Source organism: Mesorhizobium sp. M2A.F.Ca.ET.046.03.2.1 (assembly GCF_003952425.1).
GTDB lineage: Bacteria > Pseudomonadota > Alphaproteobacteria > Rhizobiales > Rhizobiaceae > Mesorhizobium.
Genome location: NZ_CP034449.1, coordinates 2706795 through 2728631 on the forward strand (window position 1 = coordinate 2706795; position 21837 = coordinate 2728631).

General features: G+C 61.9%; 21 protein-coding genes, 1 tRNA gene and 4 pseudogenes. 7 read left to right on the forward strand and 19 right to left on the reverse strand.

The genetic code is table 11. The features are described 5' to 3' along the window. Window positions 1-177: 177 nt before the first annotated feature. Window positions 178-254: transfer RNA gene (locus EJ072_RS12800), tRNA-Arg, on the forward strand. A 561-nt stretch (window positions 255-815) separates the two neighbouring features. On the opposite strand, the gene EJ072_RS12810 is transcribed toward EJ072_RS12800, so the two are convergent. The 7 genes from EJ072_RS12810 to EJ072_RS12840 all read right to left on the reverse strand — a co-directional run bounded on the left by EJ072_RS12810 (window position 816) and on the right by EJ072_RS12840 (window position 7929). Continuing rightward, window positions 816-2705, reverse strand: coding sequence for a sugar phosphate isomerase/epimerase and 4-hydroxyphenylpyruvate domain-containing protein (locus tag EJ072_RS12810; RefSeq protein ID WP_126080025.1), 1890 nt, complete (start codon window positions 2703-2705; stop codon window positions 816-818). Window positions 2706-2718: 13 nt separating this feature from the next. Further along, window positions 2719-3498: a cyclase family protein gene (locus EJ072_RS12815; RefSeq protein WP_210211644.1), complete on the reverse strand. Its 780-nt coding sequence runs from the start codon at window positions 3496-3498 to the stop codon at window positions 2719-2721. 148 nt (window positions 3499-3646) lie between these two features. Further along, entirely contained in the window at window positions 3647-4078 is a 432-nt protein-coding gene (locus tag EJ072_RS12820) for a type II 3-dehydroquinate dehydratase (RefSeq protein WP_126080027.1), read from the reverse strand. Between the two features lie 14 nt (window positions 4079-4092). Further along, complete coding sequence (locus EJ072_RS12825) at window positions 4093-5394, reverse strand: TRAP transporter large permease (protein WP_126080028.1); 1302 nt, start codon at window positions 5392-5394, stop codon at window positions 4093-4095. Further along, window positions 5391-5909, reverse strand: coding sequence for a TRAP transporter small permease subunit (locus EJ072_RS12830; RefSeq protein ID WP_348525911.1), 519 nt, complete (start codon window positions 5907-5909; stop codon window positions 5391-5393). The genes EJ072_RS12825 and EJ072_RS12830 overlap by 4 nt, the downstream gene beginning before the upstream one ends. 68 nt (window positions 5910-5977) lie before the next feature. Continuing rightward, a complete protein-coding gene (gene dctP, locus EJ072_RS12835) occupies window positions 5978-6964 on the reverse strand; it encodes a TRAP transporter substrate-binding protein DctP (RefSeq protein WP_126080029.1) in 987 nt (328 codons plus the stop codon). A 38-nt stretch (window positions 6965-7002) separates the two neighbouring features. After that, window positions 7003-7929 (reverse strand): shikimate dehydrogenase, encoded by a 927-nt coding sequence (locus tag EJ072_RS12840; RefSeq protein ID WP_210211645.1) that lies wholly within the window; start codon window positions 7927-7929, stop codon window positions 7003-7005. A 158-nt stretch (window positions 7930-8087) separates the two neighbouring features. Here EJ072_RS12840 and EJ072_RS12845 point away from each other — a divergent pair, with 158 nt between their 5' ends. Next, complete coding sequence (locus EJ072_RS12845) at window positions 8088-8756, forward strand: TetR/AcrR family transcriptional regulator (protein ID WP_126080030.1); 669 nt, start codon at window positions 8088-8090, stop codon at window positions 8754-8756. A gap of 107 nt (window positions 8757-8863) precedes the next feature. After that, window positions 8864-9112: pseudogene (locus EJ072_RS36720) on the forward strand (substrate-binding domain-containing protein); the annotation flags it as partial. Here the strand turns inward: EJ072_RS36720 and EJ072_RS36725 are convergent. The 4 genes and pseudogenes from EJ072_RS36725 to EJ072_RS12865 all read right to left on the reverse strand — a co-directional run. After that, window positions 9110-9283, reverse strand: a pseudogene (locus EJ072_RS36725) (NAD(P)-binding domain-containing protein); the annotation flags it as partial. The pseudogenes EJ072_RS36720 and EJ072_RS36725 sit on opposite strands and share 3 nt — an antisense overlap. A 33-nt stretch (window positions 9284-9316) precedes the next feature. Further along, the gene (locus EJ072_RS12855) at window positions 9317-10132 is read right to left on the reverse strand and encodes an oxidoreductase (RefSeq protein ID WP_126080031.1); all 816 of its coding nucleotides are present in this window, start codon (window positions 10130-10132) and stop codon (window positions 9317-9319) included. A 55-nt stretch (window positions 10133-10187) separates the two neighbouring features. Beyond that, on the reverse strand, window positions 10188-11486 hold the full coding sequence (fabF, locus tag EJ072_RS12860) for a beta-ketoacyl-ACP synthase II (protein ID WP_126080032.1): 1299 nt from the start codon (window positions 11484-11486) through the stop codon (window positions 10188-10190). A 310-nt stretch (window positions 11487-11796) separates the two neighbouring features. Continuing rightward, window positions 11797-12399: a TetR/AcrR family transcriptional regulator gene (locus tag EJ072_RS12865; protein WP_126083610.1), complete on the reverse strand. Its 603-nt coding sequence runs from the start codon at window positions 12397-12399 to the stop codon at window positions 11797-11799. Between the two features lie 83 nt (window positions 12400-12482). Between EJ072_RS12865 and EJ072_RS12870 the strand changes: the two are divergent. After that, window positions 12483-13123: pseudogene (locus EJ072_RS12870) on the forward strand (efflux RND transporter periplasmic adaptor subunit); the annotation flags it as partial. A gap of 8 nt (window positions 13124-13131) precedes the next feature. On the opposite strand, the pseudogene EJ072_RS12875 reads toward EJ072_RS12870, so the two are convergent. The 4 genes and pseudogenes from EJ072_RS12875 to EJ072_RS12890 form a co-directional block, all read right to left on the reverse strand. Next, a pseudogene (locus EJ072_RS12875) lies at window positions 13132-13614 on the reverse strand (hypothetical protein); the annotation flags it as partial. 84 nt (window positions 13615-13698) lie between these two features. Continuing rightward, window positions 13699-14520: an alpha/beta hydrolase gene (locus EJ072_RS12880; protein ID WP_126083611.1), complete on the reverse strand. Its 822-nt coding sequence runs from the start codon at window positions 14518-14520 to the stop codon at window positions 13699-13701. Window positions 14521-14758: 238 nt separating this feature from the next. Beyond that, window positions 14759-15121 (reverse strand): hypothetical protein, encoded by a 363-nt coding sequence (locus EJ072_RS36370; RefSeq protein WP_245463134.1) that lies wholly within the window; start codon window positions 15119-15121, stop codon window positions 14759-14761. Between the two features lie 169 nt (window positions 15122-15290). Then, window positions 15291-16163: an alpha/beta hydrolase gene (locus tag EJ072_RS12890; RefSeq protein WP_126080034.1), complete on the reverse strand. Its 873-nt coding sequence runs from the start codon at window positions 16161-16163 to the stop codon at window positions 15291-15293. Window positions 16164-16565: 402 nt separating this feature from the next. Between EJ072_RS12890 and EJ072_RS12895 the strand changes: the two genes are divergently transcribed. Next, the gene (locus EJ072_RS12895) at window positions 16566-17522 is read left to right on the forward strand and encodes a GlxA family transcriptional regulator (RefSeq protein ID WP_126080035.1); all 957 of its coding nucleotides are present in this window, start codon (window positions 16566-16568) and stop codon (window positions 17520-17522) included. Between the two features lie 209 nt (window positions 17523-17731). Further along, entirely contained in the window at window positions 17732-17896 is a 165-nt protein-coding gene (locus EJ072_RS35945; protein WP_189343299.1) for a hypothetical protein, read from the forward strand. A gap of 94 nt (window positions 17897-17990) precedes the next feature. Here EJ072_RS35945 and EJ072_RS12900 read toward each other — a convergent pair whose 3' ends face one another. Continuing rightward, on the reverse strand, window positions 17991-18410 hold the full coding sequence (locus tag EJ072_RS12900) for a hypothetical protein (protein ID WP_126080036.1): 420 nt from the start codon (window positions 18408-18410) through the stop codon (window positions 17991-17993). Between the two features lie 368 nt (window positions 18411-18778). Here EJ072_RS12900 and EJ072_RS12905 point away from each other — a divergent pair, with 368 nt between their 5' ends. Then, window positions 18779-19684, forward strand: a complete 906-nt coding sequence (locus EJ072_RS12905; RefSeq protein ID WP_126080037.1) for a LysR family transcriptional regulator — start codon at window positions 18779-18781, stop codon at window positions 19682-19684. On the opposite strand, the gene EJ072_RS12910 is transcribed toward EJ072_RS12905, so the two are convergent. The 3 genes from EJ072_RS12910 to EJ072_RS12915 form a co-directional block, all read right to left on the reverse strand. Beyond that, complete coding sequence (locus EJ072_RS12910; protein ID WP_126080038.1) at window positions 19668-20372, reverse strand: peroxiredoxin-like family protein; 705 nt, start codon at window positions 20370-20372, stop codon at window positions 19668-19670. The genes EJ072_RS12905 and EJ072_RS12910 overlap by 17 nt on opposite strands. A gap of 139 nt (window positions 20373-20511) precedes the next feature. Then, window positions 20512-20769, reverse strand: a complete 258-nt coding sequence (locus tag EJ072_RS36375) for a hypothetical protein (protein ID WP_245467358.1) — start codon at window positions 20767-20769, stop codon at window positions 20512-20514. Further along, entirely contained in the window at window positions 20675-21832 is a 1158-nt protein-coding gene (locus EJ072_RS12915) for an NAD(P)/FAD-dependent oxidoreductase (protein ID WP_210211647.1), read from the reverse strand. The genes EJ072_RS36375 and EJ072_RS12915 overlap by 95 nt, the downstream gene beginning before the upstream one ends. Between the last annotated feature and the right edge of the window lie 5 nt (window positions 21833-21837).

Genomic DNA, 21837 nt, shown 5'->3' on the forward strand with positions numbered 1-21837 from the left:
GGTGGCTCGGGCGAAGCCCGAGACGGAGAGGGGAGCGCCCTATCTGACAACCTATCGGCCAGACAATCACCCACCCCCGCACAATCGCCAATTGCCCGTTGAAGCCCGACGCCGCTTCCGCTAAGAAGCCGTGGCTGGCCGGCTCACCGGCCGGTTCGTTTTCCGGTCCCCCGGGAAGCACCCGTAGCTCAGCTGGATAGAGCGCTGCCCTCCGAAGGCAGAGGTCACAAGTTCGAATCTTGTCGGGTGCGCCAATTTCCAATTGCAGGACAAGAACTTAGCGCCACACCATGCTTAGCTGAAACGCGTTCAGGCTGAGCGGCGTAAGCGCTGAGAACCTGAGTTTGAGGGAGCCATGTCGCCGCAAACCCGCAGATTCGGGCAAATGAGCGTGAAAGCATCAGCTTCCAATGGACGAGTTAAGAAATAGAAGGTTGAGCGCTGCCCACGTGAGCAACGCTCAACTTGATCGAAAATGGGGTCGGACACGGACAGTCGGCTTTCGGGGCGGCTAGCCAGAGAGCGGATTCGGTGGCCCGGCGAAGAGGCACTATTCCGCAGGTTGCTACCTCAGCGGGAGTTGCACCCATGATCTGTTCTCCTGTAATTCACATCGTCAATGGGCCGCCGCCAAGCGGCCCATTCTGGGCTTGTTTATCGCATCTGGCTCATGGTGATCCGGTCGAACATGCGGCCGCCGAACCATTTGCGGATAGCGATCATGGGCTTGACGTATTTGCCGGCAGCGTAACGGGTCTTGCGCGCCCGGACGGCCTTCCCTGGGTGAGGACTCGTCGATATCGAATGTCCCCCGATCACCTCGGCATTCCGCTCGGTGGCAGCAGTCGCTTCAGAGCAGCGATGCGGAAGGGTGCATTGACGGCGCCGTAGCCCTTGTAGCCTTTTCGGCGCTCGACGACCTCGAAGAAAAGGCCCTCGCCATAGTTTTGGCTGTAGAGCTGGAAATACTCGCGGGTCTCGTCCCGGTCGTAGAGGATGTTACCGGCCCGCAAGCGGTTCGTCAGATCGGGATCCAGGCCCAGGCGGGCTTCAAGATCATCGTAGTAATTCGCCGAGATTTCCAACGCGTGGAAGCCAAGCGGTTTCAACCGACCCGCCGTGGCAAAAATATCATCGCAGGCGAAGGCGATGTGCTGAATGCCGGAGCCAAAGCTATCGGCGATGAAACGGCCCGCCAGCGTCTTGCGGCTTTCGGCGCCGTTGAGCGTGAGCCGCAGTCCGCCATCTGAGCCCTCGACGACCTGGCTTCGCACCAGACCGCTCGGATCGACGACGTCGACCACTGGCAATTTTCGAGTTCGGAAGATGGAGGTGTAGAAAAGGAGCCAGGTGAGCATCTCCTCATAGTTCATCGTCTGGGCGGCATGATCGATACCGACGAGGCCGCAGCCCGTGTCGCCTGTTTGCGGCAGCGGATCGAATTCGACGTCCCAGACTTTGGCGAGCGTATCGTCGACGAAATAGATGACGCCGCCGCCGACGCCGCGGATGGCGGGAATAGAGAATTCGCCCGGACCGCGCTGCTCGGAGAAGGTCTCCGCGCCAAGCGCCCTTGCCCGCGCCACCGTCGCCGCGGCATCGGCAACCCTCAGCCCCATCGCATAGGCGTTGGTTCCGTGCACGACATAGGAGGAATGGGCAAAACCATCGTGTCCGGTGTTGATGACGATGTTGACGCCACGGTGGCCACCTTGCCGCCAGACGGTCACGTCGCGGTTCTTGTGGCGGGCGGACAGCGAAAAGCCCATGGTCGAGAGAAGCGCCGCCAGTTCTTCGCCTTCCTGCTCGTTGGCCGCGAACTCGATGAATTCGATGCCCGAAACGCCGATGCGGTCCGGCATCTCCGGCGGATCGATTGCAATTCCAGGCTCGGCGCGGCGCACCTGGTCCATCAGGTAGATAAGCGAGCGCCTTCCATCCATGGCGATCGACTTCGGCGAGCCGCCACGGAACTGGTCGTTGAAGATCTCCAGGGACAAAGGCCCGTCGTAGCCTGTCGCCGCTACCGCCCGCGTGAAGTCGATGACCGGCAAGTCACCCTCTCCCGGCATGTTGCGGAAATGGCGGCTCCAATAGAGCAGGTCCATGTCGATCAGAGGTGCGTCGGCAAGCTGCACGATGAAGATGCGGTCCCCGGGGATGGCGCGGATGGTCCCGACGTCGGTCTTTCTCGCCAGTGTGTGGAAGGAATCGAGGATGAGGCCGATGCTCGGATGGTCCGCGCGGCGCACGATCTCCCATGCGTCGCGGTGGTCGTTGATATGGCGCCCCCAAGCCAGCGCTTCGTAACCGACGCGCAGGCCCCGGCGCGCCGCGCGCTCGCCCAGTTCGCGGAAGTCGGCGGCGGCCCGGTCTATGCCGCCAAGCGCCATTGGCGAGACGTTGGAGCAGACAAGCATCAGGTCGGTGCCGAGTTCCCGCATCAGGTCGAACTTGCGTTCGGCCCTGTCGAAGGCGTGCTGTCTTTGCGGCTCCGGCAATCCTTCGAAATCGCGGAATGGCTGGAAGACCGTAATTTCCAGCCCATGATCGCGAACCATCCGTCCCACTTCGGCCGGCGTACCGTCGAAAGCCAGGAAGTCGTTCTCGAAGATCTCCGCGCCATCGAATCCGGCCGCGGCTATGGCTGCGAGCTTTTCGCGAAGGTCGCCGCTGATCGAGACGGTGGCGATGGAGGTCTTCATCGTTGTTGGCGCGTCAAAGGAGCGCGATGGCACGCGTTGGTCCACCAGTCGCGCCCTTAACCTTCGGAATGCCGAGGAAAAGACGTGCGCCGGCTTCCGGGATCGCATCGAGATTAGCCAGGCACTCCACGCCCCAACGGCCGCTGCCCAGCCATTCGTAGTGGACCGGAAAAGCTCCGCTTGAGTTTAAGCCGGTGTCGAGCGAGAGGGTATCGACGCCGATACCCTTCACCTTGCGTTCGTTAATCAAAAACTGCGCGGCCTCTACATGAAAACCAGGGGTGTGGTTCTTCTTCTGATCGTCTCTGCCAGCGAATTTTGGATCGCCGACCAACTTGTGCCAGCCGGAGTTCATCACCACGCAGCAGCCTTCCGGCAGGGGACCGTTCTTCGATTCCCAGGCCTTGATGTCGTCCGGGGTCAACGCCGTGTCCGCATTCTCGGCCGCACGCGCTGCGATGTTGATGATGGCGACCGGGACTATCAGATCCGCGATCGGGATCAGATCCGCCGTCATTCCATCTGCGGAGAAGTGGATCGGCGCGTCCATATGCGTGCCACTATGCTCGACGATCGTCCATCGATTGAGGTTCACCTTATCCTTGGCAAAGGTGACGAGATGTTCGACGGTGAACCATTTCTCACCGCTGAAGGTCGGAAAGCCCTCATAGAGCGCGTGCGAGAGGTCGACCGTATCGGTGAAACTGATCGGCGCCGCTTGGGCCGGCGGCACTGCCGGAAGCGCGGCGACCGCCGCCGCGCCAAGCCCAAGTGTAAATCCGGCTTTGAGCAAGCCTCTGCGCGTCGCATTTTCGCAGATCGAGTGAAGGCATCCTGGAGGGCACATGCGATCTCCTTCCCCTTTGATGGTTAAAAGTCATGCCGGTCTATACTAACCAGTTCGTTCATTCGCCCGCTTCCGCGAGCGGGTGATGGAGCCGCTATGCGTCGATCAATTCCTTCAGCGATTTCACGGCCGTCGCATATCCGCGAGGGCCGAGACCGGCGATGACGGCGGTCGCGACCTTCGAGACCAGCGAGCGGTGATAGATTTCCTCGCGCCGGTGGATGTTGGAAATGTGGAGCTCGACGATCGGCCCGGCGAACATCTTCAGCGCATCGAGAATGGCAATCGAGGTGAAGGAGAACCCGGCCGGATTGATGACGATGCCGGCGCCGTCGTCGATCGCCTGGTGGATCCAGTTGACGACCTCGCCCTCGAAATTGGACTGGTGGAAGCGGAGCGGATGTTCGCCGGCCGCCTCGCGGCACATAGCCTCGATCTCGGCGAGCGTCGTCCTGCCGTAGATCTCAGGTTCGCGTGTCCCGAGGCGGTTGAGGTTCGGGCCATTGATCACAAAGATTGATTTCATTCCGAAGCTCCCTGTCACCCCTGATAGCCGAGCAAGCGCGGTAGCCAGAGCACAAGCCCCGGAAAGAAGGTGATCAGCGCCAGCGAGCCGATCATTGCCCCGAGGAAAGGCAGTACATTGCGCACCAGGTCCCTAAATGGCACTTCGGCGATCCTGGCCATGATGAAGAGCAGCAGGCCATAAGGCAGCGTGACGAGGCCAAGCATGATGTTGACGACGACCACCACGCCGAAATGCACCAGATCGATGCCCAGCGCCCGCGCAGTCGGGATGAGCACCGGCACGATGACCAGCAGGATGGTCGTTCCCTCCAGCACGCAGCCCAGCAGCAAAAGCAGGATGTTGACGAGGATCAGGAAGCCTGTGGGCGATAGCTGCCAGGCCTGCAGCAACGCGCTCACCGACTGCGGGATGTTCTCGACGGTCACCACATAGTTGAACACCAGCGCACCGCCGATCAACATGCCGATCGAGGCGCTGGTGCGGGCGCTCACCAGCACCGAGCGGTAGAAATCGGCGAAACTGACGCTGCGATAGAGGACGACCGAGACCAGCAAGGCGTAGGCGCCGGCGACGGCGGCCGCCTCCGTCGGCGTGGTTGCGCCGCTGTAGATGCCGCCCAGCAACACCACCGGCATCATCAGCGAGGGCAACGCCTGCCAGGTGATGCGCGGCATCTCGCGCAGCGGCGTCGGCGGTTCGACCGGAAAGCCGTGGACGCGGGCATGATAGGCGACGATGGTCATCTGACCCGCCGCCATCAGCAAGCCGGGCACCACGCCGCCGAGGAAGAGGTAGCCGATCGAGGCGTCGGAGACGAGGGCGTAGACGACCATCGGGATCGAGGGCGGGATGATCGGTCCGATCACCGCCGTCGCGGCGGAGAGCGCGGCAGCATAGCTCGGCGGGTATTTGCCGTCCTTGGTCATTATCTTCTGCATCAGCTTGCCGGGCCCGGCGGCGTCGGCGATAGCCGAGCCCGACATGCCGGCAAAGATGATCGCCTGGACAATGTTGACGAAGGCGAGGCCGCCGCGAAAGCGGCCGACAATGGCATTGCAGAAGCGCAGCAGCCGCTCGGTCATCGAGCCGATGTTCATAAGTTCGGCCGCCAGCACGAAAAGGGGCACGGCGAGAATGATGTAGTTGGCATACATGCCGTTCAGCAACTGTTCGGCAACTGTGCCCATGTCGAGCCCGGCAAGCAGCAGATAAAGGATCGAGCCGGCGATCATGGCATGGCCGATCGGCAGACCGAGAAAGGCCAGTGTCGTGATCGCGATGACCGACAGGGAGAAGGGGCTGGCGAGGTTCACGTGCCGGACCCCATTTGTGTCGGATCCGGCTTCTCAGGCGCCGGACCGAAGGCTGCCTGCCAAGAAAGCCACAGGTAGCGCATCAGGGTCGCGACGGCAAAGACAAGATAGATCGAGAAGAGCCAGTCGAAGCGGAACTTCAGGTAGGCGGTGTGCTCGACCTTCATGAAGGTCACGTAATCGAACACCGCTGGCAACGAGATCGTGTAGAGCACGATGAGCGCCACGGCCGCCGTCATGAACATGACGCGGCGGATGCCTGGTCCTGCCGATGCGTAGAAGAGGTCGAAGCGGATCTCTTCTTCCTCCCGGATCACGAAGGCGGCCCCCCAGAGCACCAGCCAAATCCACAGCATCACACTGAGCTCGTTGGTCCAGCCGATCGGGAAATTCAGCAGATAGCGAAAGACGATCTGCAGGATGAACGCGGCAAACATCAGCGCCATCATGGCGGCCAGCACGGCCTCCGCGAGGCGATAGAGTCGGCCGGCGATTTCGCGCGGATTGGCGTTCAAGATTGGTCCCTCACGGCGGCGGCGTGGCGGCGCCGGCTCCACGGTATTCACCCTGGAGCCGGATCGGTTCAGAGCGCGTTGATTTTCTCCAGCATGCCGGCCGGCCAGTCTTTCGCCAGGTCGGACGCCAGATACTGCTCTTGCACGTGCTTGCGGAAGGCGGCGACGTCTGGCTCATAGAGCTTCAGCCCCTTGCCTTTGAAAAACTCGACCAATTCCTTTTCCCGTGCCAGATGCTTGCCGGTCGAGAACTCGATGGCCGCGTCGGCCGCGGCCTGGAGCCGCCCCTGCTTGTCGGCTCCCATCTCGTCCCACACTTTCTTGGAGACGGCCAGAAGATCGAAGCCGACGAGATGCGACGTCAGCACGATCTGTGACATCACCTCGTAGAATTTCATGTTCTCGACATTCGGCAGCGGATTGTCCTGCCCGTCGATCGCACCGGTCTGCAGGCCTGTATAGACCTCGGCATAGGCCATCGGGGTCGGGTTGGCGCCCAGCGCCTTGCCGAGGAACTGCCAGGCGTCGCCGCCAGGCATCCTGAGCTTGACGCCGGCTAAGTCGGCCGGTGTCTTGACCTCCTTGTCGGGCTTGAGGCCCAACTGGCGCACACCGAAGTAGGTAGGCCCGAGCACCTTTATGCCGAGCTGGTCCTCGGTCATCTTCTTCAACTCCGCGCCCGACTCGCTGGCGAAGAATTTTCGCATGTGCGCCGCATCGCGGAACAGATAACCCGCGGTGACGATGGACCATGCCGGGATCTGCTTGGAGACGTCCTGCGGGGCGATGTTGCCCATTTCGAGGTTGCCGCGCTGCATGGCGACAAGCTCGGTCCCCTGCTTGAAGAGGTTGCCGCCGTAGTAGCCTTCGAAGGTGAAGTCGTCCTTGATGGCGTCGGCGAATTTTTTCATCATCTCGGCGCGGATGTCCTGCTCGGAGAACACCGCCGAGAAGCGCAGCTTCGGCTTGTCCTGCGCAAAGGCCGGAAAGGCCGCGGCGGCCGCTATGGCACCGGTGCCGACAAGAAACTGGCGTCGGTTTGCGTTGAAAGTCATATTATCCTCCCTGTTCTATTCCCTTGTTCCTGATTGCGTCAGTCGCCGCTCGCCGAATGCGGAACGGGCGTGTCGCCGAAGGCGTCGAATGCTGCCCGCATTCGATCGATGTCGGGCACGATGCCGGTGAAAAGCTCGAAGGCCCGCGCCGCCTGATGGACCGCCATGCTCTCGCCGCTCAGCGTGCGGCAGCCACGCCGCCGCGCCTCGGAGAGCAGCTCTGTCTCCAGAGGGAAGTAGACGATGTCGGCAACCCAGCAATCCGGCCTTAGCAGCGCTGGATGGAGGGGGATACCAGGCAGCTTGGCCATGCCGACCGGCGTCGCATTGACGATCCCGTCGACCCGCGCCGCTGCCGTGACGGAGTCGGAGGCAACCGTCACGCGGTTGGCGCCAAACCGAGACGTCAGCTCTGCGGCGAGCGCGGCCGCCTTGGCTTCCTCGATATCGAAGAGCCGCAACTGCCCGACGCCGCTTTCGAGAAGGGCTTGAGCAACCGCGGCGCCCGCTCCGCCTGCGCCAAGCAGCAAAACGGTATCGCGCTCCGCATTCGCCATCTCGAGCCGGAAGCTCTCTTTGAAACCCCAGAAGTCGGTGTTGTGCCCGATGCGGCGACCGCCGCTGAAAACGACCGTGTTGACAGATCCGATCCTTTCCGCCGCCTCCGACAATTCGTCGAGCAGCGGAATGATCTCCTGCTTGTAGGGGAATGTGACGTTCAGCCCGTCGAAGCCGAAATGCGCGGCGAAAGCGAGTATGTCGTCCAGCCGCAGGGCGCCGTCGCCCATGCGATCGGCGTCGAGCAGGCGATAGATGTAGGCGATCCCTCGCGCCCTCCCCTCGGCTTCATGCATTGCCGGCGTTCGCGATAGCTGGATGCCACGCCCGATCAAGCCGACCAGAATGCGCCGCGGATCGGCGGCGGCATGCCGATCGGCCCCGAAGCTGGCGGAAACTGATGCCAATCCGACCTCCCGATGCCGCCATGCCACTGGCAAGGTCCTCCCGGCATCACCAGAACTTTGTACCGTTCGGTTAATTTCGTCAACAACTTTGTACGAAACGGTTAATTTGCAAACAACCCGCGCTAGGGTAACCCTGCGGTGGGAGAATTGGGCCTATCATGGACGAAAAACCGGCAAGCGGGCGAAGCGGCTGGAAGCAGGATCCGGCGGGCGTGCGCAAGAACATTCTTGCCGTGGCGATGACGGAGTTTGCCGCCAACGGCCTCTCGGGCGCGCGCATCGATGAGATCGCGGCCAAGACGAACACGTCGAAGCGCATGATTTACTATTATTTCGGCGACAAGGAAGGACTCTACGGCAAGGTTCTGGAAGAGGCCTACCGGGAGGTCCGTGCCGGCGAACAGGAACTCGAGCTTGATGATCTGCCGCCGCTCGAAGCGCTGACGAGACTGGCCGAGTTCACTTTCGAACACCACAGCCGACATCCGGACTTCATCCGTATCGTCATGATCGAAAACATACACCACGCCGAATATATGGGGCAGTCGGAGCTGATAAGCCTGCTCAATGCAGGCGCCATCCAGAAGCTGGAGGCGATCTGCCGGCGCGGCCGCGAAGCGGCCCTGTTTCGTGACGACGTGACGCCGCTCGAACTGCACTGGCACATCAGCGCGATGAGCTTCTTCAACGTCTCGAACCGTGCCACCTTCTCGCGCATTTTCGGCCACGATCTGTTCGACGCAAGAGGCCAGGATGCGTTGAAGCGGCATATGGTCGAAATGGTTGTCGGCCTCGCGCTCAAGCGGGACCGGCGACGACTTCGCTGAGTCCTAATGTCTGCGCGATGGTACGGCAGAATGCTACCAAAGCGAGTTCATCGCCGACAACGTACGTAGCGCCAAGATCGTCATCTCCCGGCGCCGGCCGCGTCGATGAGATCGCGGTGATCTCGGCCGAACGGTACAGCGCCCAGGCCGGGGCCGACGTCGTTCGCGACTATCTTCAGAATACGCAGGCCAAGGACAGGGTCGATGTTCTCATGTGCGAGAACGACATCCTGGCCATTGGTGCGCTCGACGAAATCCGGGGCCAGTTTGGGCTGCGCGTGCCGCAGGACATGGCCATTGTCGGTTTCGACAACTACGAGCTTGGCGGAGCGTACGCCTATGGCCTTGCCACTTACGCCCCGCACAGCTTCCTCCTTCATCACGGCGGTACCCCAACGTCGCGGGCCAGATCACGAATGGTGTCTGGCCCCGTCGAGTTGGCGAGCTTGACCTCGTGGTCGCGCGCCGCAAGCTTCCGCGCCAAGGCGGCGCCGATGTTGCCCCCCCCCAATAATTCCTATCTTCATGGGATGTCCTGTCGTGCGTAAACCGCCGCCACGTCAGACCGGCAGGCCAAGCTGCTTTCGCAGGCTCTTGTCGAATGCGGATGCGGGGACGAAGCGGCGCAGGACACTGACCTGGCGCGCCATTTTTCCCGCCGCATAGCGCCGCTTCGGCGTAGGGTCGGTCGCGGCCGCCAGAACGGTGTTGGCGACCACTTCGGGCGTATCGCCTTTTTCCATCGCCTTCCGCACGGCTACGGCCATGCCGGCACGCGCGGCGTCATAGATGTCGAGCACCTGGTCAGGTCTGGCCAGATTGTCTTCGAACGACGTTTGGGTATAGGCCGGCTCGACCAATGCGACGCGAATTCCGAACGGCCGCAGTTCGTGGTCGAGCGATTCGGAATAGCCTTCAACGGCGTGTTTGGTCGACGAATAAAGCGCGAAATAGGGAGCCGGGATGAACCCCTGCACCGAGCTCAGATTGACGATCCTGCCCTTTCCCTGACGTCGCATGGTCGGCAGCACCGCGTTGGTCATTCGGATGACGCCGAAGACATTCACGTCGAACAGCGCTTGAGCCTGGGTGGTCGAGGACTCCTCCGCGCCGCCAAGCAGGCCCATGCCGGCATTGTTGACGAGCAGGTCGATGCGCCCGGCCTCGGCCAGCACCTCGTCGACCAGCTTCGCGACGGACGCGTCGTCGGTCACGTCGCAGGTCAGCATGGTGATGCCGTCGGATTTCTTGGAGACCGCGCGACGGCTGGTTCCGAACACGCGAAAGCCCGCATTCTGCAGGGCCTTGGCTGTCACTTGCCCGATGCCGGAGGATGCCCCTGTGGCGATGGCGACGCCAGGATTGGTCTTATTCATGGAGATCACTTTCTTGGGGTTGGATTGGAGCAGCGAGAAGTCTGGAGCGAAAGCGTCAGTCGGGAGCGGCTCGACCGTTCGCGCCGTCTCCGTCCCAGCGCCGGAACAGCACGCTGGCATTGACGCCTCCGAAGCCGAAACCGTTGGCGATCGCGTAGTCCATCTCCATCGGCCGGACCTCGTTTGCCACGAAGTCTATTCCGTCGGCCGCCGGATCGGGCGCACTCAGATTGAGAGTCGGCGGTGCCACCTGATCCCTGAGCGCCAGGATCGTGAAGATCGCGCCAAGCCCGCCGGCCGCCCCGAGCAGGTGTCCGGTCGCCGACTTGGTTCCGCTGACGGCGATCGAGAAATCCGCGCCGAAGACGCTTTTGATCGCTTCGATTTCGCCCAGGTCGCCCACCGGCGTGGAGGTCGCGTGCGCGTTGAGGTGGCGGATCTCGCGGGGGGAAATGCCTGCTTGGGCAATCGCGATCTCCATGGCGCGCCGCGCGCCATCGCCATCCTCGGGGCCGGAAGTAACGTGATGGGCGTCTGCCGTCGTGCCATAGCCAACGACCTCAGCGAGCGGCTCCGCGCCGCGCGCCAGCGCATGGCTCAATTCCTCGATGACGAGGATGCCAGCGCCTTCGCCCATGACGAAGCCGTCCCGCGACATGTCGAATGGACGGGAGGCCTGGTCGGGGCGGTGGTTGAAGGATGTCGAGAGCGAGCGTGCGGCTGCAAAACCGCCGAGACTGACGGTGTTCATGCATGCTTCCGTGCCTCCGCACACGGCTATGTCGGCTTCATCGGCGCGGATGATACGGGCCGCATCGCCGATCGCCTGGATGCCGGCAGCGCACGCCGTCACCGGTGCTCCGATGTGGCCCTTGAAGCCGTGGCGGATCGAGATGTGGCCCGCAGCGAGATTCACCAGGAAAGACGGCACCGTGAACGGTGAAAGACGCCGGACGCCGCGTTGATCGACCGTGCGCACCGCCTCGGTGATGGCGGGGAACCCGCCGACGCCTGAAGCAATGATCGTCGCGGTGCGAGCCCGCTCGTTTTCCGAGGCCGGCTTCCACCTAGACTGGGCAAGCGCTTCTTCCGCCGCAGCCAGCGCGAAGAGAATGAAGCGATCGATTCTTCGCTGATCCTTTGGAGCCACGAAGGCATTCGCATCGAGGCCGGCTTCCGGGTCTTCCTCCCGGAGAGGAACCACGCCGCCAACCTTCGCGGGCAAATCTCCAACAATCTCGTCGGCCAGCCTCCGGATGCCCGAGCGGCCGGCCAGGAGGCGCGACCAAGACCTTTCGACATTGGCGGCAAGGGGGGTAACCGCGCCCATGCCCGTAACAACAATCCGCCGCATCTATTCTCCTTTCGATTCCAGCACTCTTCCGGTGCCAACCGGTGTGGCTCGGGGCTGGCCCGGATCCGGCAGCCAGCCGAGCTGGATGACCGTTTCGCCGCTCGGCGTGCAAACGACCGAAAAGCTCGCAATCGAAGATGTGAGCATCACTGCTGCCTCGCCCTTGCACGCAACTCCGAGACTTGCGCTTCCCTGACTCGCCTTTCGAGGAGATCCAGCTCGGTGGTGTCGATCGCCTCCTCAAACCGGCGCAATTCTTCCAGCCAGTGGCGCCAAGACGCCCGTCGTCCCTTGGTTGGAGAAGCCATTGTCATTGGGCCGATCCCCGTTGGCGACCAGCGGCCAGCCCCGCCCGTATGCTCTCGGCGGCCGCTTGCAGGAATTGCTCCGACAGCCCCTCGTCATTGACGGCCCTCGAAAGGATGACCGCGCCGACCATGGTCGAGAGAATTGCCATGGCCTTGTCGCGGGAATCCCCTTGGCGCGCATCGCCAACCCAACCGCCGAGCAGGTCGAGGTATTTCCTGATCCCCGTTTCGAATGACGCTTTGACGTCGCTGCCTTGCCTGGCGGCATCCGAACCGAGCGCCACAACCGGGCAGCCGTCCATCCTTTCTCCGCGATGCCCGCTACTAAGGTAGAACTCGATCACAGCACCAACTGGATCTTCGGGTTTCGATGCAGTTGCCTCCGCCCATCGGTGGGCAGAGCTCTCCATCGCCCGCCTGGACGCCTGCGCCGCCAGGTCCTCCTTTGATGCGAACTGTTTGTAAAAAGCACCTTGGGTTAGCCCGGCGCCCTTCATCAGATCCTTCAGGCCGATGCCGTCGAAGCCATGCTCCCGAAAAAGCCGGCTGGCCACATCGATCACGGTTTGCCGGTTCTGCTCAGCCTGATTGCGACTCACGCGCATCATCATCTCCTTTTTAGATTGCATTCGTAATCTATAACCTATAGAGTTCGAACGCAATCTAATTCGACATGAGGCTGACGGGCATGAAAAAGAGATCGGTTATTATGCTGGGCGGGGTCCTGCTGGCCGGATCAGGGGCGATCGCGGTATCAGGGGCGACGGCATTCGCCACATTCGCCAATCCCGCGCAGGAGGCTTCCGCCGCGAACGATCCAAGACAGGAGCCGCCCGTCGTCAAGCTGGCGACGGCAGCGCGGGTAAGCGGTTCCGAACGCAGCTTCACCGGCATCATAGGGGCGAGGGTGGAGAGCAATCTCGGCTTCCGCGTCCCCGGCAAGATCGTCGAGCGGCTGGTGAATGTCGGCCAGCAGGTCAAAGCCGGCCAGCCGCTGATGCGGATCGACGACACCGATCTTCGCCTGGCGCTCACGGCAAAGCACAATGCCGTTGTTGCCGCGCGCGCGCGATCGTGGCTCAGACGCAACCGGATGAACGGCGATATGCCAATCTGCTGAAAGACGGATGGGTCCCCCGGCAGCGCTACGAGCAGGCAAAGGCCGCGCTGGACACAGCCACGGCCCAGCTCGCCGCCGCCGAGGCGGAAGCGAAGGTCGCGGAGAATGAGGCGATATACGCCGTCCTGCTGGCGGACGCCGATGGAACGGTGGTCGACACGCTCGGCGAGCCGGGCCAGGTCGTCTCCGCCGGCCAGACGGTGGTCCGGATCGCATTGACCTGGTCCTTCGGCTTACTCACCCATGCACAGGGTTCTGCTCGATGATGCCGAGTTCGACCGCGTAGGTGAGAATGCCGCCGAAGAGACCGATCGTCCGAGATGCTGTTCGGCTCCGCCACGCACGATTGCTCGCCCACGCAGCTTTTCCGTCTTCACGTTGGCGCGTGTCTTGCCGGCCATGATGTCCTTCATGGCTTGGGTGATGTCGGCCTTGGCCAAATCCCGGACCCGTCGACGCCCGAGCAGAGGAAAGATGTGGCGCTCTATGCTTCCGACATCGGTGGAGATCGTCGGGCCTTAGGCCGCCCGCTCTTGCCGAGCACAAGGCCATTCCTCAGATCTTCGAGATAGCGGGTGCAGAGTTCCTTGACGGTGATCGCTTGAGCGAGAAGCAGTTCCGTCACGATTCGGCCTACTGAGCCGATTCGTCCGGCCGCGCCAGTCACGAGAATCGGAAGTTCATACTGTGTCTCGTTCATCTTCCGCCTCGCTCAGAATGAACATGCATCGCCGCACCACCATGGCTTCACGCGGCACCTCGATCGGCAAAATGACTTCGCCCGTCATCCTTTGAGGAAAGCCAACAGGTCTGCATTCACTTGGTCGGCGTGGGTGACGCACATGCCATGCGGGGCGCCGGCATATTCCTTCAGGGTCGCCTTCGGCAGGATCTTCACCGAACGCCTGGAGGCAATATCGATCGGAACGATCTGATCGTCATCGCCCTGCAGGAGCAGGGTTGGGATCGTCATCTTCTTGAGGTCATCCGTGAAGTCGGTCTCGGAGAAGGCCTTGATGCAGTCATACTCGCCTTGGAGGCTTCCCATCATGCCCTGAAGCCAGAAGGAGTCGATCTGCCCCTGCGAAACCTTCGCGCTAGGACGGTTATAGCCGAAGAACGGCATCGCCAGTTCCTTGAAGAACCCCGCTCGATCTGCAACCAGGCTCGAGCGCAGGCCATCGAACACGCTCATCGGCGCGCTGTTGGGGTTCGTGGGCGTCTGCGCCATGTGCGGAGGCACCGCGGAAATCAAGACCGCTTTCGACACACGCGACGTGCCGTGACGGCCAATATAGCGCGCGACCTCTCCGCCGCCCGTCGAGTGGCCGATCATGGTTGCACCCTTGATGTCGAGCGTCGCCAGGAGCGTGGCGAGATCGTCGGCATAGGTATCCATGTCGTTGCCGGTCCAGGTCTGATCCGACCGACCATGGCTGCGGCGATCGTGGGCGATGACGCGGTAGCCATTGTTCCCCAGGAACAGCATCTGGGCGTCCCAGGCGTCCGCGGTGAGCGGCCATCCATGGGAGAAGGTGACGACCGGGCCGGCGCCCCAGTCCTTGAAGTAGATCTTCGCGCCGTCTTTCATTGTCGCGGTCGTCATCGGGCTGGCACCTTTCTCGGGGCTGGAAGAATGGGCTGTGGGGATTTTGTTGGTGGCCGCAGACGCTGATCGGTGAAATGCGACCGTCGCAGCCACGCCGGTAGCGGCGACAAGCAATGCGCGGCGCGGGACTTGGAGGCCTGCCGTTGTCTTGCGGTTGGTCATGGCCGTTCTCCTTGCAAATGGATCGTAAGGGCGCCGGCTCGGGCCTTGCGACCCGAGGCCGGACCGGCCGGTTCTATCTGGCCGGTTCGCGCAGCAGTAAGCCGAGGGGCCAAAGCGGTCCCACAGGGATGAGTTCGAACGTCATCATGCCGGCGCGGCCAAGAGGCAGCACCTCGAGCAATGCGTGCGCCTCGGCGGGATCGGTCACGTTCATCAGGAACACGGCGCCGGATCCATCGGTCTTGGCGAACCATTGGTCGATCTTGCCAGCCAATTGCAGGCGCATGGTGTCGCGCGCCTCGAACGGCATGACAGGAGGCCGCGTTTCCGGCGTGGCCTTGGCTGTCCAACTACCGATCGCCAACACCTTCGTCGTCAGGGCCGCCGCGGCCTTCATTTCGGCGTCAACGGTCGTGGATTTCTTGTCGTCTGACATGGTCGTCAAAACCTTCATTAGTAGGGGGTTACTTCCATGACGGGCGGGCTAGCGGTGTGCGGGGCTGCTTGACCTGCAGGCTGAGCCAAACCCAACCTCGGAACTGATCACCATAAGGGCTCCAGCCAGCACGCTGAGGCCGATTTGATCCAAGCGGGTCCATAGCCGCTCATGACAGCATCGCCTTCGCTACCGGCGCGGGCTCATCGGCCTGCAGCCAATGGCCCGCCGGTATGACGGTGAGGGACGCATTTTTGAGCTGGGATTGACGCCGCTCGGCCATGGCGACGGGGAAGTAGGGGTCGTATTGTCCCCAGATCAGCTTGACCGGAATATCGAGCGTCTTGAGCGCCGTCAGATGCTTGGCGTTTCGGGCGTGTTCATCGAAGAATTCCGCCGCTAACTGCACGAAGGCAGGACCGGCGCCGGGTTGGGCGATGAAGTTGTCGCTGATCAGCGGACCGATGAACGCGCTGAAATGGGGTCTTTGCGCCTCAGGCAAGGAGTCCAGGAATTTCTTCTGCTGCCATTTCAGCAGCCAGCCTAACTGTTCGGGGCTCTGGGCGATCGCTATTGCAAGGGCCTGCATGCTGCGAGTCGCAAAGAGCGTGATCATCTCGGGCCAAAGAACCGTGGAGTCCTCGCTATAGGCCGAGTTGAGCATGATCGCGGAGTCGACGCTTCCCGGATGGGCGAGCGCGTAGTTGAGCGTCGCCATCCCGGAGGAGTCGTGAGCGACCGGAACGATCGTTCTCAGGTCCAGACCCTCGACGACCGCTTCAAGGTCGCCCAGTTGCTGCTTAAAGCTATAGGCGGCGCCGGCGGGCTTGTCTGAGGCACCAAAGCCCAGGAAATCGAACGTCACGACACGCCGGCCGCTGGTGACCAAATGCGGAACCAGATCGTCCCAGATGTGCAGATTGTCGGGGAAGCCGTGCATGAGCACGAACGCCGGGCCGGCACCCGCATAATCTCGAGCGTAGAGGCTTCCTTCGCCCCGCGGAATACGGTGCTCGGAGAACTCGCCTGGATCAGAAGACATGCATCATCCTAACTTCCTCGTGGAGGCGCTGAGGTCGGCGCGTGATTAACGATCATGCCGCAAGAAGATTCGCCTCTTGCGGACTTACCGGAGAGTCGTATCTGCGAGTACCTGACCGTGCAGCCGCGGAACTACGTTGATGACGGCCAAGAATATTCTTCTCTGCCTCGGCCCGAGAAGTGAGCGATAACTGAGTCAGGCGGGACGTGAGCTGTTTGTTCCTTGTACCTTAGCGGCTCAAGCGTTTCCGGCGTAGGTCGTTCTTGCCACCATTCGTGACATGGGTCGGTCCGGGCCACGCGCAGCCTGTCGAGTGCGGACGTCGAGTGGCTGTTTCGGATCAGCGCTCGTGGATGTCACTAAATTCGGGTAGTGTACGAATTCCGGACGCGAGGAGTGGATATGCATCGAGTTGGGTTCATCGTGCCGCAACGGTTTCAGTTGATGAGCCTTGCGGCGCTGACGGCGTTCGAGATCGTGAACCTGCCCCCGGCCGACCAGCGCTACGACATCCATTTATTGTCGGAACATGGCGGTCCGGTTCGGTCTTCCTCCGGAATGATGCTGGAAACCGAGGCGTTTGGAGATCCAGTCTTCGACACGGTCATCGTGGGCTCGATCACCGAGATGGACATGCCGTCGTCCGGTGCGACGATGATCGCGTTCGTGCAGGAGGCCGCCAAGGCGTCGAGGCGCATCGCCTCCATCTGCAGCGGAGCGTTTGTGCTGGCTGAAGCGGGCCTTCTGAGGGGTCGGCGCGCGACGATGCACTGGGCCCATGCAGCGAGCTTCAGGGCTCGGTTTCCGGATGTGAGGGCGGAGGAGGACCGGATATTCATCAATGACGGTCCGGTATGGACGTCGGCTGGAATGACGGCCGGGATCGACCTGGTCCTGGCATTGATCGACAATGATCTCGGTCCCGAAGCTGCGAAAATGGTCGCCAGGCTACTGGTCATGAACCAGCGTCGGATGGGTGGACAAAAACAGCATTCCGCCCTCCTCGATATGACGCCGAAGTCCGATCGCATCGAATTGGTCCTGGCGCACATCCGTCAGAATCTGCGGAATCCGCTCACGATCGAGGAGCTTGCGGCGGTCGCCAGTCTCAGCCCCCGCCAGTTCAGTCGTGCCTTTCTGGCTGAGACCGGCCAGTCACCGGCAAAAGCCGTGGAGCGGCTTAGGCTGGAGGCAGCCAGGTTCATGGTTGAAGAGGGGCGGCACACGGTTAACGTCGTGGCGCAGGAGACGGGATTTGCGAACCGCGAACGCATGCGTCGCGCGTTCCTCCGGACCTTCGGCGTGCCCGCAGAGGCGTTGCGCAGAAACGCGCGACGGGAGGCGGTCGCGGCTGCCTGACTTTGGGCTGTTCAGAATGTGGGCTTTTGAGTCAGGCTCTCAGGGCGCGCCGGTCGTGTCCCTTGGAGTGGTGTAGCTCGGCGGTAGCGAAGTCGCTCGCTCGCGCGCCCTCAACAGCGCTGTAGTGAGCGAGCGGCTTCGCGGGCGCTCATCGATGTTCCCCAGTAAGGTCGGGCTGCTGAAGCCAACCTGATTCGAAGGAACGATCGATGACCGACGACATGATGAGCTTCCCCACGCTCGTAGAGAAGAGGTCCGATGCCGATCTGCTGTGCGAGATGATCGGCTTGCGCATGATGCCGGAGCCAATAACTCCGCCGGTTACAACCGCGAAGCCGAAGCCCAGGCCAACGAGCGGAGCAGATGGCCTTTGATGCCTAGGCGCTTCTGGCCCATCGCTCGCTACCGGGCTGGGGAATGCTTCGACGCTGGCGAGCCACAACCCCCGAATCTTGCACAGATGCAAGTTCAGAAGCTTGCCGCAGCAGGTCTTTTGCCCGCATCGCGCTCACCGACAGCGGCATACAGCTCTGCCCTGATGCGCTGAAGTTCCGGCAGGCACCAGCCTTCACCAGTTTTGGCGCACTGCGCGAGAGCAAGATCAAGCTCGGCAGCGGCTCCGACATTGTCGCCAACGGCGACGAGTCCTGCCGCGACAACTCCGCGGAACGCCATGTCGTAAAGGACGAAGCCTGCGGCTCGAAGCTTGGTCAGTGCTGAATACATCACGGCCAAGCCATGCTTTGGATCGCCGCACCGGATGAGCAATTCAGCATCGAAGGCGTCGGCATAGGCGCGCCAGGCAGGCCAATCAGCGTGACCAGCTTGGCGTTGAATTCTCGCCTCGTGACAAAAATCTCTATGCGTTAGCTGCTGACACCAAGGCATTGGCCCCTTGGGGGCGCACCATCCGCAAATTGTTGAGGCGGTTGTCGCCTGTTGAAAGGCGATCAGGCTCGCTTGATCTTTGGTGAATATCCGCCGGCGCTCGCCGTTGCCAGGCAGGAAGCGGTCCCAAACTCTCGCGATAGAAGGGACAACTTATAGGGATGGCACCTCAGTGACCCAGTCGTCGGCTGAAGAACTGCCTTAGCCGTCGGTCTGGAATGGTGAAGCAAGCAGACCGACAGTTTTCGGAGCCGGCTTGGTGAAAGCGGACATCTGGCTGGCTGTACTTTGCCGAAAGCGCTGAATTGCGCTAGCCTACGAACATGCGTCGTCGCTGATAGACCATTTTCGCTGAGGGGGCGAAATTCATGGAAATGCAGCAAGTCCGCTATTTTCTGGCCTTGTCGAATACGTTGAACTTCACCAGAGCCGCGGAGGAATGCAACGTCACGCAGCCGGCGCTGACGCGTGCGATCAAGACGCTTGAAGAGGAACTAGGTGGAGAACTCCTTCGGCGCGAGCGTCAGCACTCGCACCTTACCGAACTGGGACGGCGCATGCTGCCGTTGCTGCAGCAGTGCTATGACGCGGCCACATCCGCCAAATCACTGGCCAAAGCCGTTCAAAGCAGCGATGTGGCCCCTCTCAACGTGACCATCTCCAACAGTATCAACATCGCACTGCTGGTTTCGCCGTTCACGGAACTCTTCCGGGCCTATCCCGGCGCGCATCTCAAAATCCAACGCGGGTCGCCAGCAGCTGTCATTGAGGCCCTCAAAAATGGCGAAGTCGAGCTGGCCGTCGCGGGCCCGCTGGGCCAGGCCTGGGATCGTCTCGACACATGGCCACTTTTCCAGGAAGGAATCGAGCTCGCCGTGAATTCCGATCATCCGCTGGCCCGCCGCAATGAGGCCGATGTCGCGTTGGCTCAGCTTGCTGCGGAGCCCGTGCTTAGCCGGATCGATTGGGAGACCTCCGAGGAACTATCGCGTTGCCTGTCCGCAAAAGGCTATTCGCCTCGAACCGCGCATGAGGTCGAGACCGACCAGGACCTGCTGGCCCTGCTGGAGGCGAATGCCGGGGTTGGCTTTGTCTCGCTTACGGCACCGCGATCCTCGAACACCCGACGGCTCAAGCTTCGTGATCTTGACGTCTCGCGAACCGTTTCCGTCTATGCGGTTGCAGGCAGGCAGCGCTCGCCTGTCGCGACAACGCTGCTCAACCTGCTGAGGTCTGCAGACTGGTCGTCCTTCGGCGTCAGCGAGCCCGCCTGAGCGCCGCGATCATCTCGTCAATATCCATGCGGCGGCGGTAGTCCGGATCGACGAAGCGATCCGTGATGATCCCGTCGGTTCCAACGATGAAGGTGGCCGGGATCGGCAGAAACCAACTGCTGTTGCCCTGGTAGTTGGGGAGATCGAACCCGAGCCCCATCAGCCGCTCCATCTCGGCGCCGACCCAGATCGCAAGGTTGAGAGACAATGCATAGCCGTTGTCCATGTCGATCAGAAACGGAAACTGCGCGCCAACGGCGGCCTTCATGGCTTTGGCAAATTTGCGCCGTTCCGGCATGATCACGACGACCTGTCCGCCCAGTTCAACGATCTCGCGCTGCACCTCGACGATGCCGATGGCGTTCAAGCGGCAATAGGGGCACCAATGACCGCGCTGAAAGGTGATGACGGCTGGCCCCTTTTTCAGGATCTCGGCCAGGCTGACGAGCTTGCCCTCGTCGTCAGGCAGCAGAAAATCCGGCATGACCTCGCCCTGAGCCGGCGCCATGGTTCCGGCTCCCTGTTTCTCAAGGCGATCTACCAGTCGCTCTACAGCGTCGGCGAATTCGGAGTTCATACGCCGGACCGCGGCGGCAATCACCGCCAGCCGTTCGTTGAGAGGCGCATCAAGTTCGATGGCTGCCTGGACGGACTGCTCGAATGTCATTGCCTGATCGTCAGCGGCCATATCTGCACTTTCATATGTCGCACACAGCCTACCACCGGAACCCCTCGGCATTCGCCATGTTTTTCCTGCATGGTTTTGATGCCCTACGTGCATCGACGCATGACAGGTTCACCTTCTATTCGCCGGCCGGATCCACGCGTTACATCATGTTCCTGATATCCGCCGAAAAAGTCGGGAAACCGTAGACCATCTCGGACAGACCTCGCGCCGTGATGCCGTGTTTCATGGCGAGCGCGAAGATGTGGACCAGTTCCTCGCCGGCATGGCCCACCAAATGTGCTCCAACGATGCGATCCGTCGACTCATCGACAATTATCTTCGACCATGCGACCGCCTCGGCATAGGTCCTGGCTGAGAACCAGCCTTGCATGTCGTTGACGTGGACCCTGATGCGCAGACCCTGTTCCCTCGCCTTGGCTTCGGTCATTCCGACGCTTGCCACGGCCGGAATGCTTTAGAGCGAGGCTACCATAGTCGGGCCGATGCCTAGGCCCGTCGACGATGTTGCGCCCGACGATGCCGCCCTCATAGGTCGCCACCGGCGAAAGCTGCGGGGAGTTCCACATTGCATCGCCGCAGACATAAACATCGGGATTGGAACGCGAGCGCAGGTGCTCGTCTATCTCGATGCGGCCTTCGCGATGCACGATGACACCCGCCCCAAGATCGAGGCCCTCGACATTGGCCACGCGTCCCGCGCAATTAACGGCCCGATCAGCGTCAACACTGCACTCCACGCCATCTTTCGCGAAGCTCACCCGCAGTCGCCCGTCGGCCGCTTCGATCTTCTTGATCCAAGCCTTGGTATGGATGCCGATGGCCAGCCGCTCGCTCTCGGCACGGATTTGGGCAACGGCATCCTCGTCGAAGCCCCCGAGGAGTTGTGGCAGTGCCTCGAGGACGGTGACCTGAACGCCGGCGCGCGCATAGACGTGGCCCAGTTCGAAGGCGACAACGCCGCCGCCAATAAAAACCACGGCGCGCGGCAGCACAGGATCGTTCAGCACATCGTCGGATGTGGTTAGAAATTCCGACCCCGGAATCGACAGCGGGCGCGGCTTCGAGCCGGTGGCGATGACGATGTTTCTGGCCTCGAGCTCTCGGGCGCCGACGCGGACGGCATTGCTGGCGACGAACGCCGCCTCGCCCCAGATTACATCGACGCCCCGCTTGGCCATCAATCCGGACAGCCGGGATGGAATGTCCCTGATGATATCCTTTTCTCGCTCGATCAAGGCTCGCCAATCGAGCCTCGGCGGTTCGATCTTGATTGCACGGGTGTCGGCCCTTGCGATCTCGTCGAGCGCGTGGGCCGCCGCGACCAGCACCTTCTTCGGCGTGCAGCCGCGATTGGGACAGGTGCCACCGAGATTGCGAGCCTCGATCATGGCGACGGAGAGTCCGGCGGCGCGCATCGCGACCGTGACGTCCATTCCTGCATTGCCGCCGCCCAGGATCACGACGT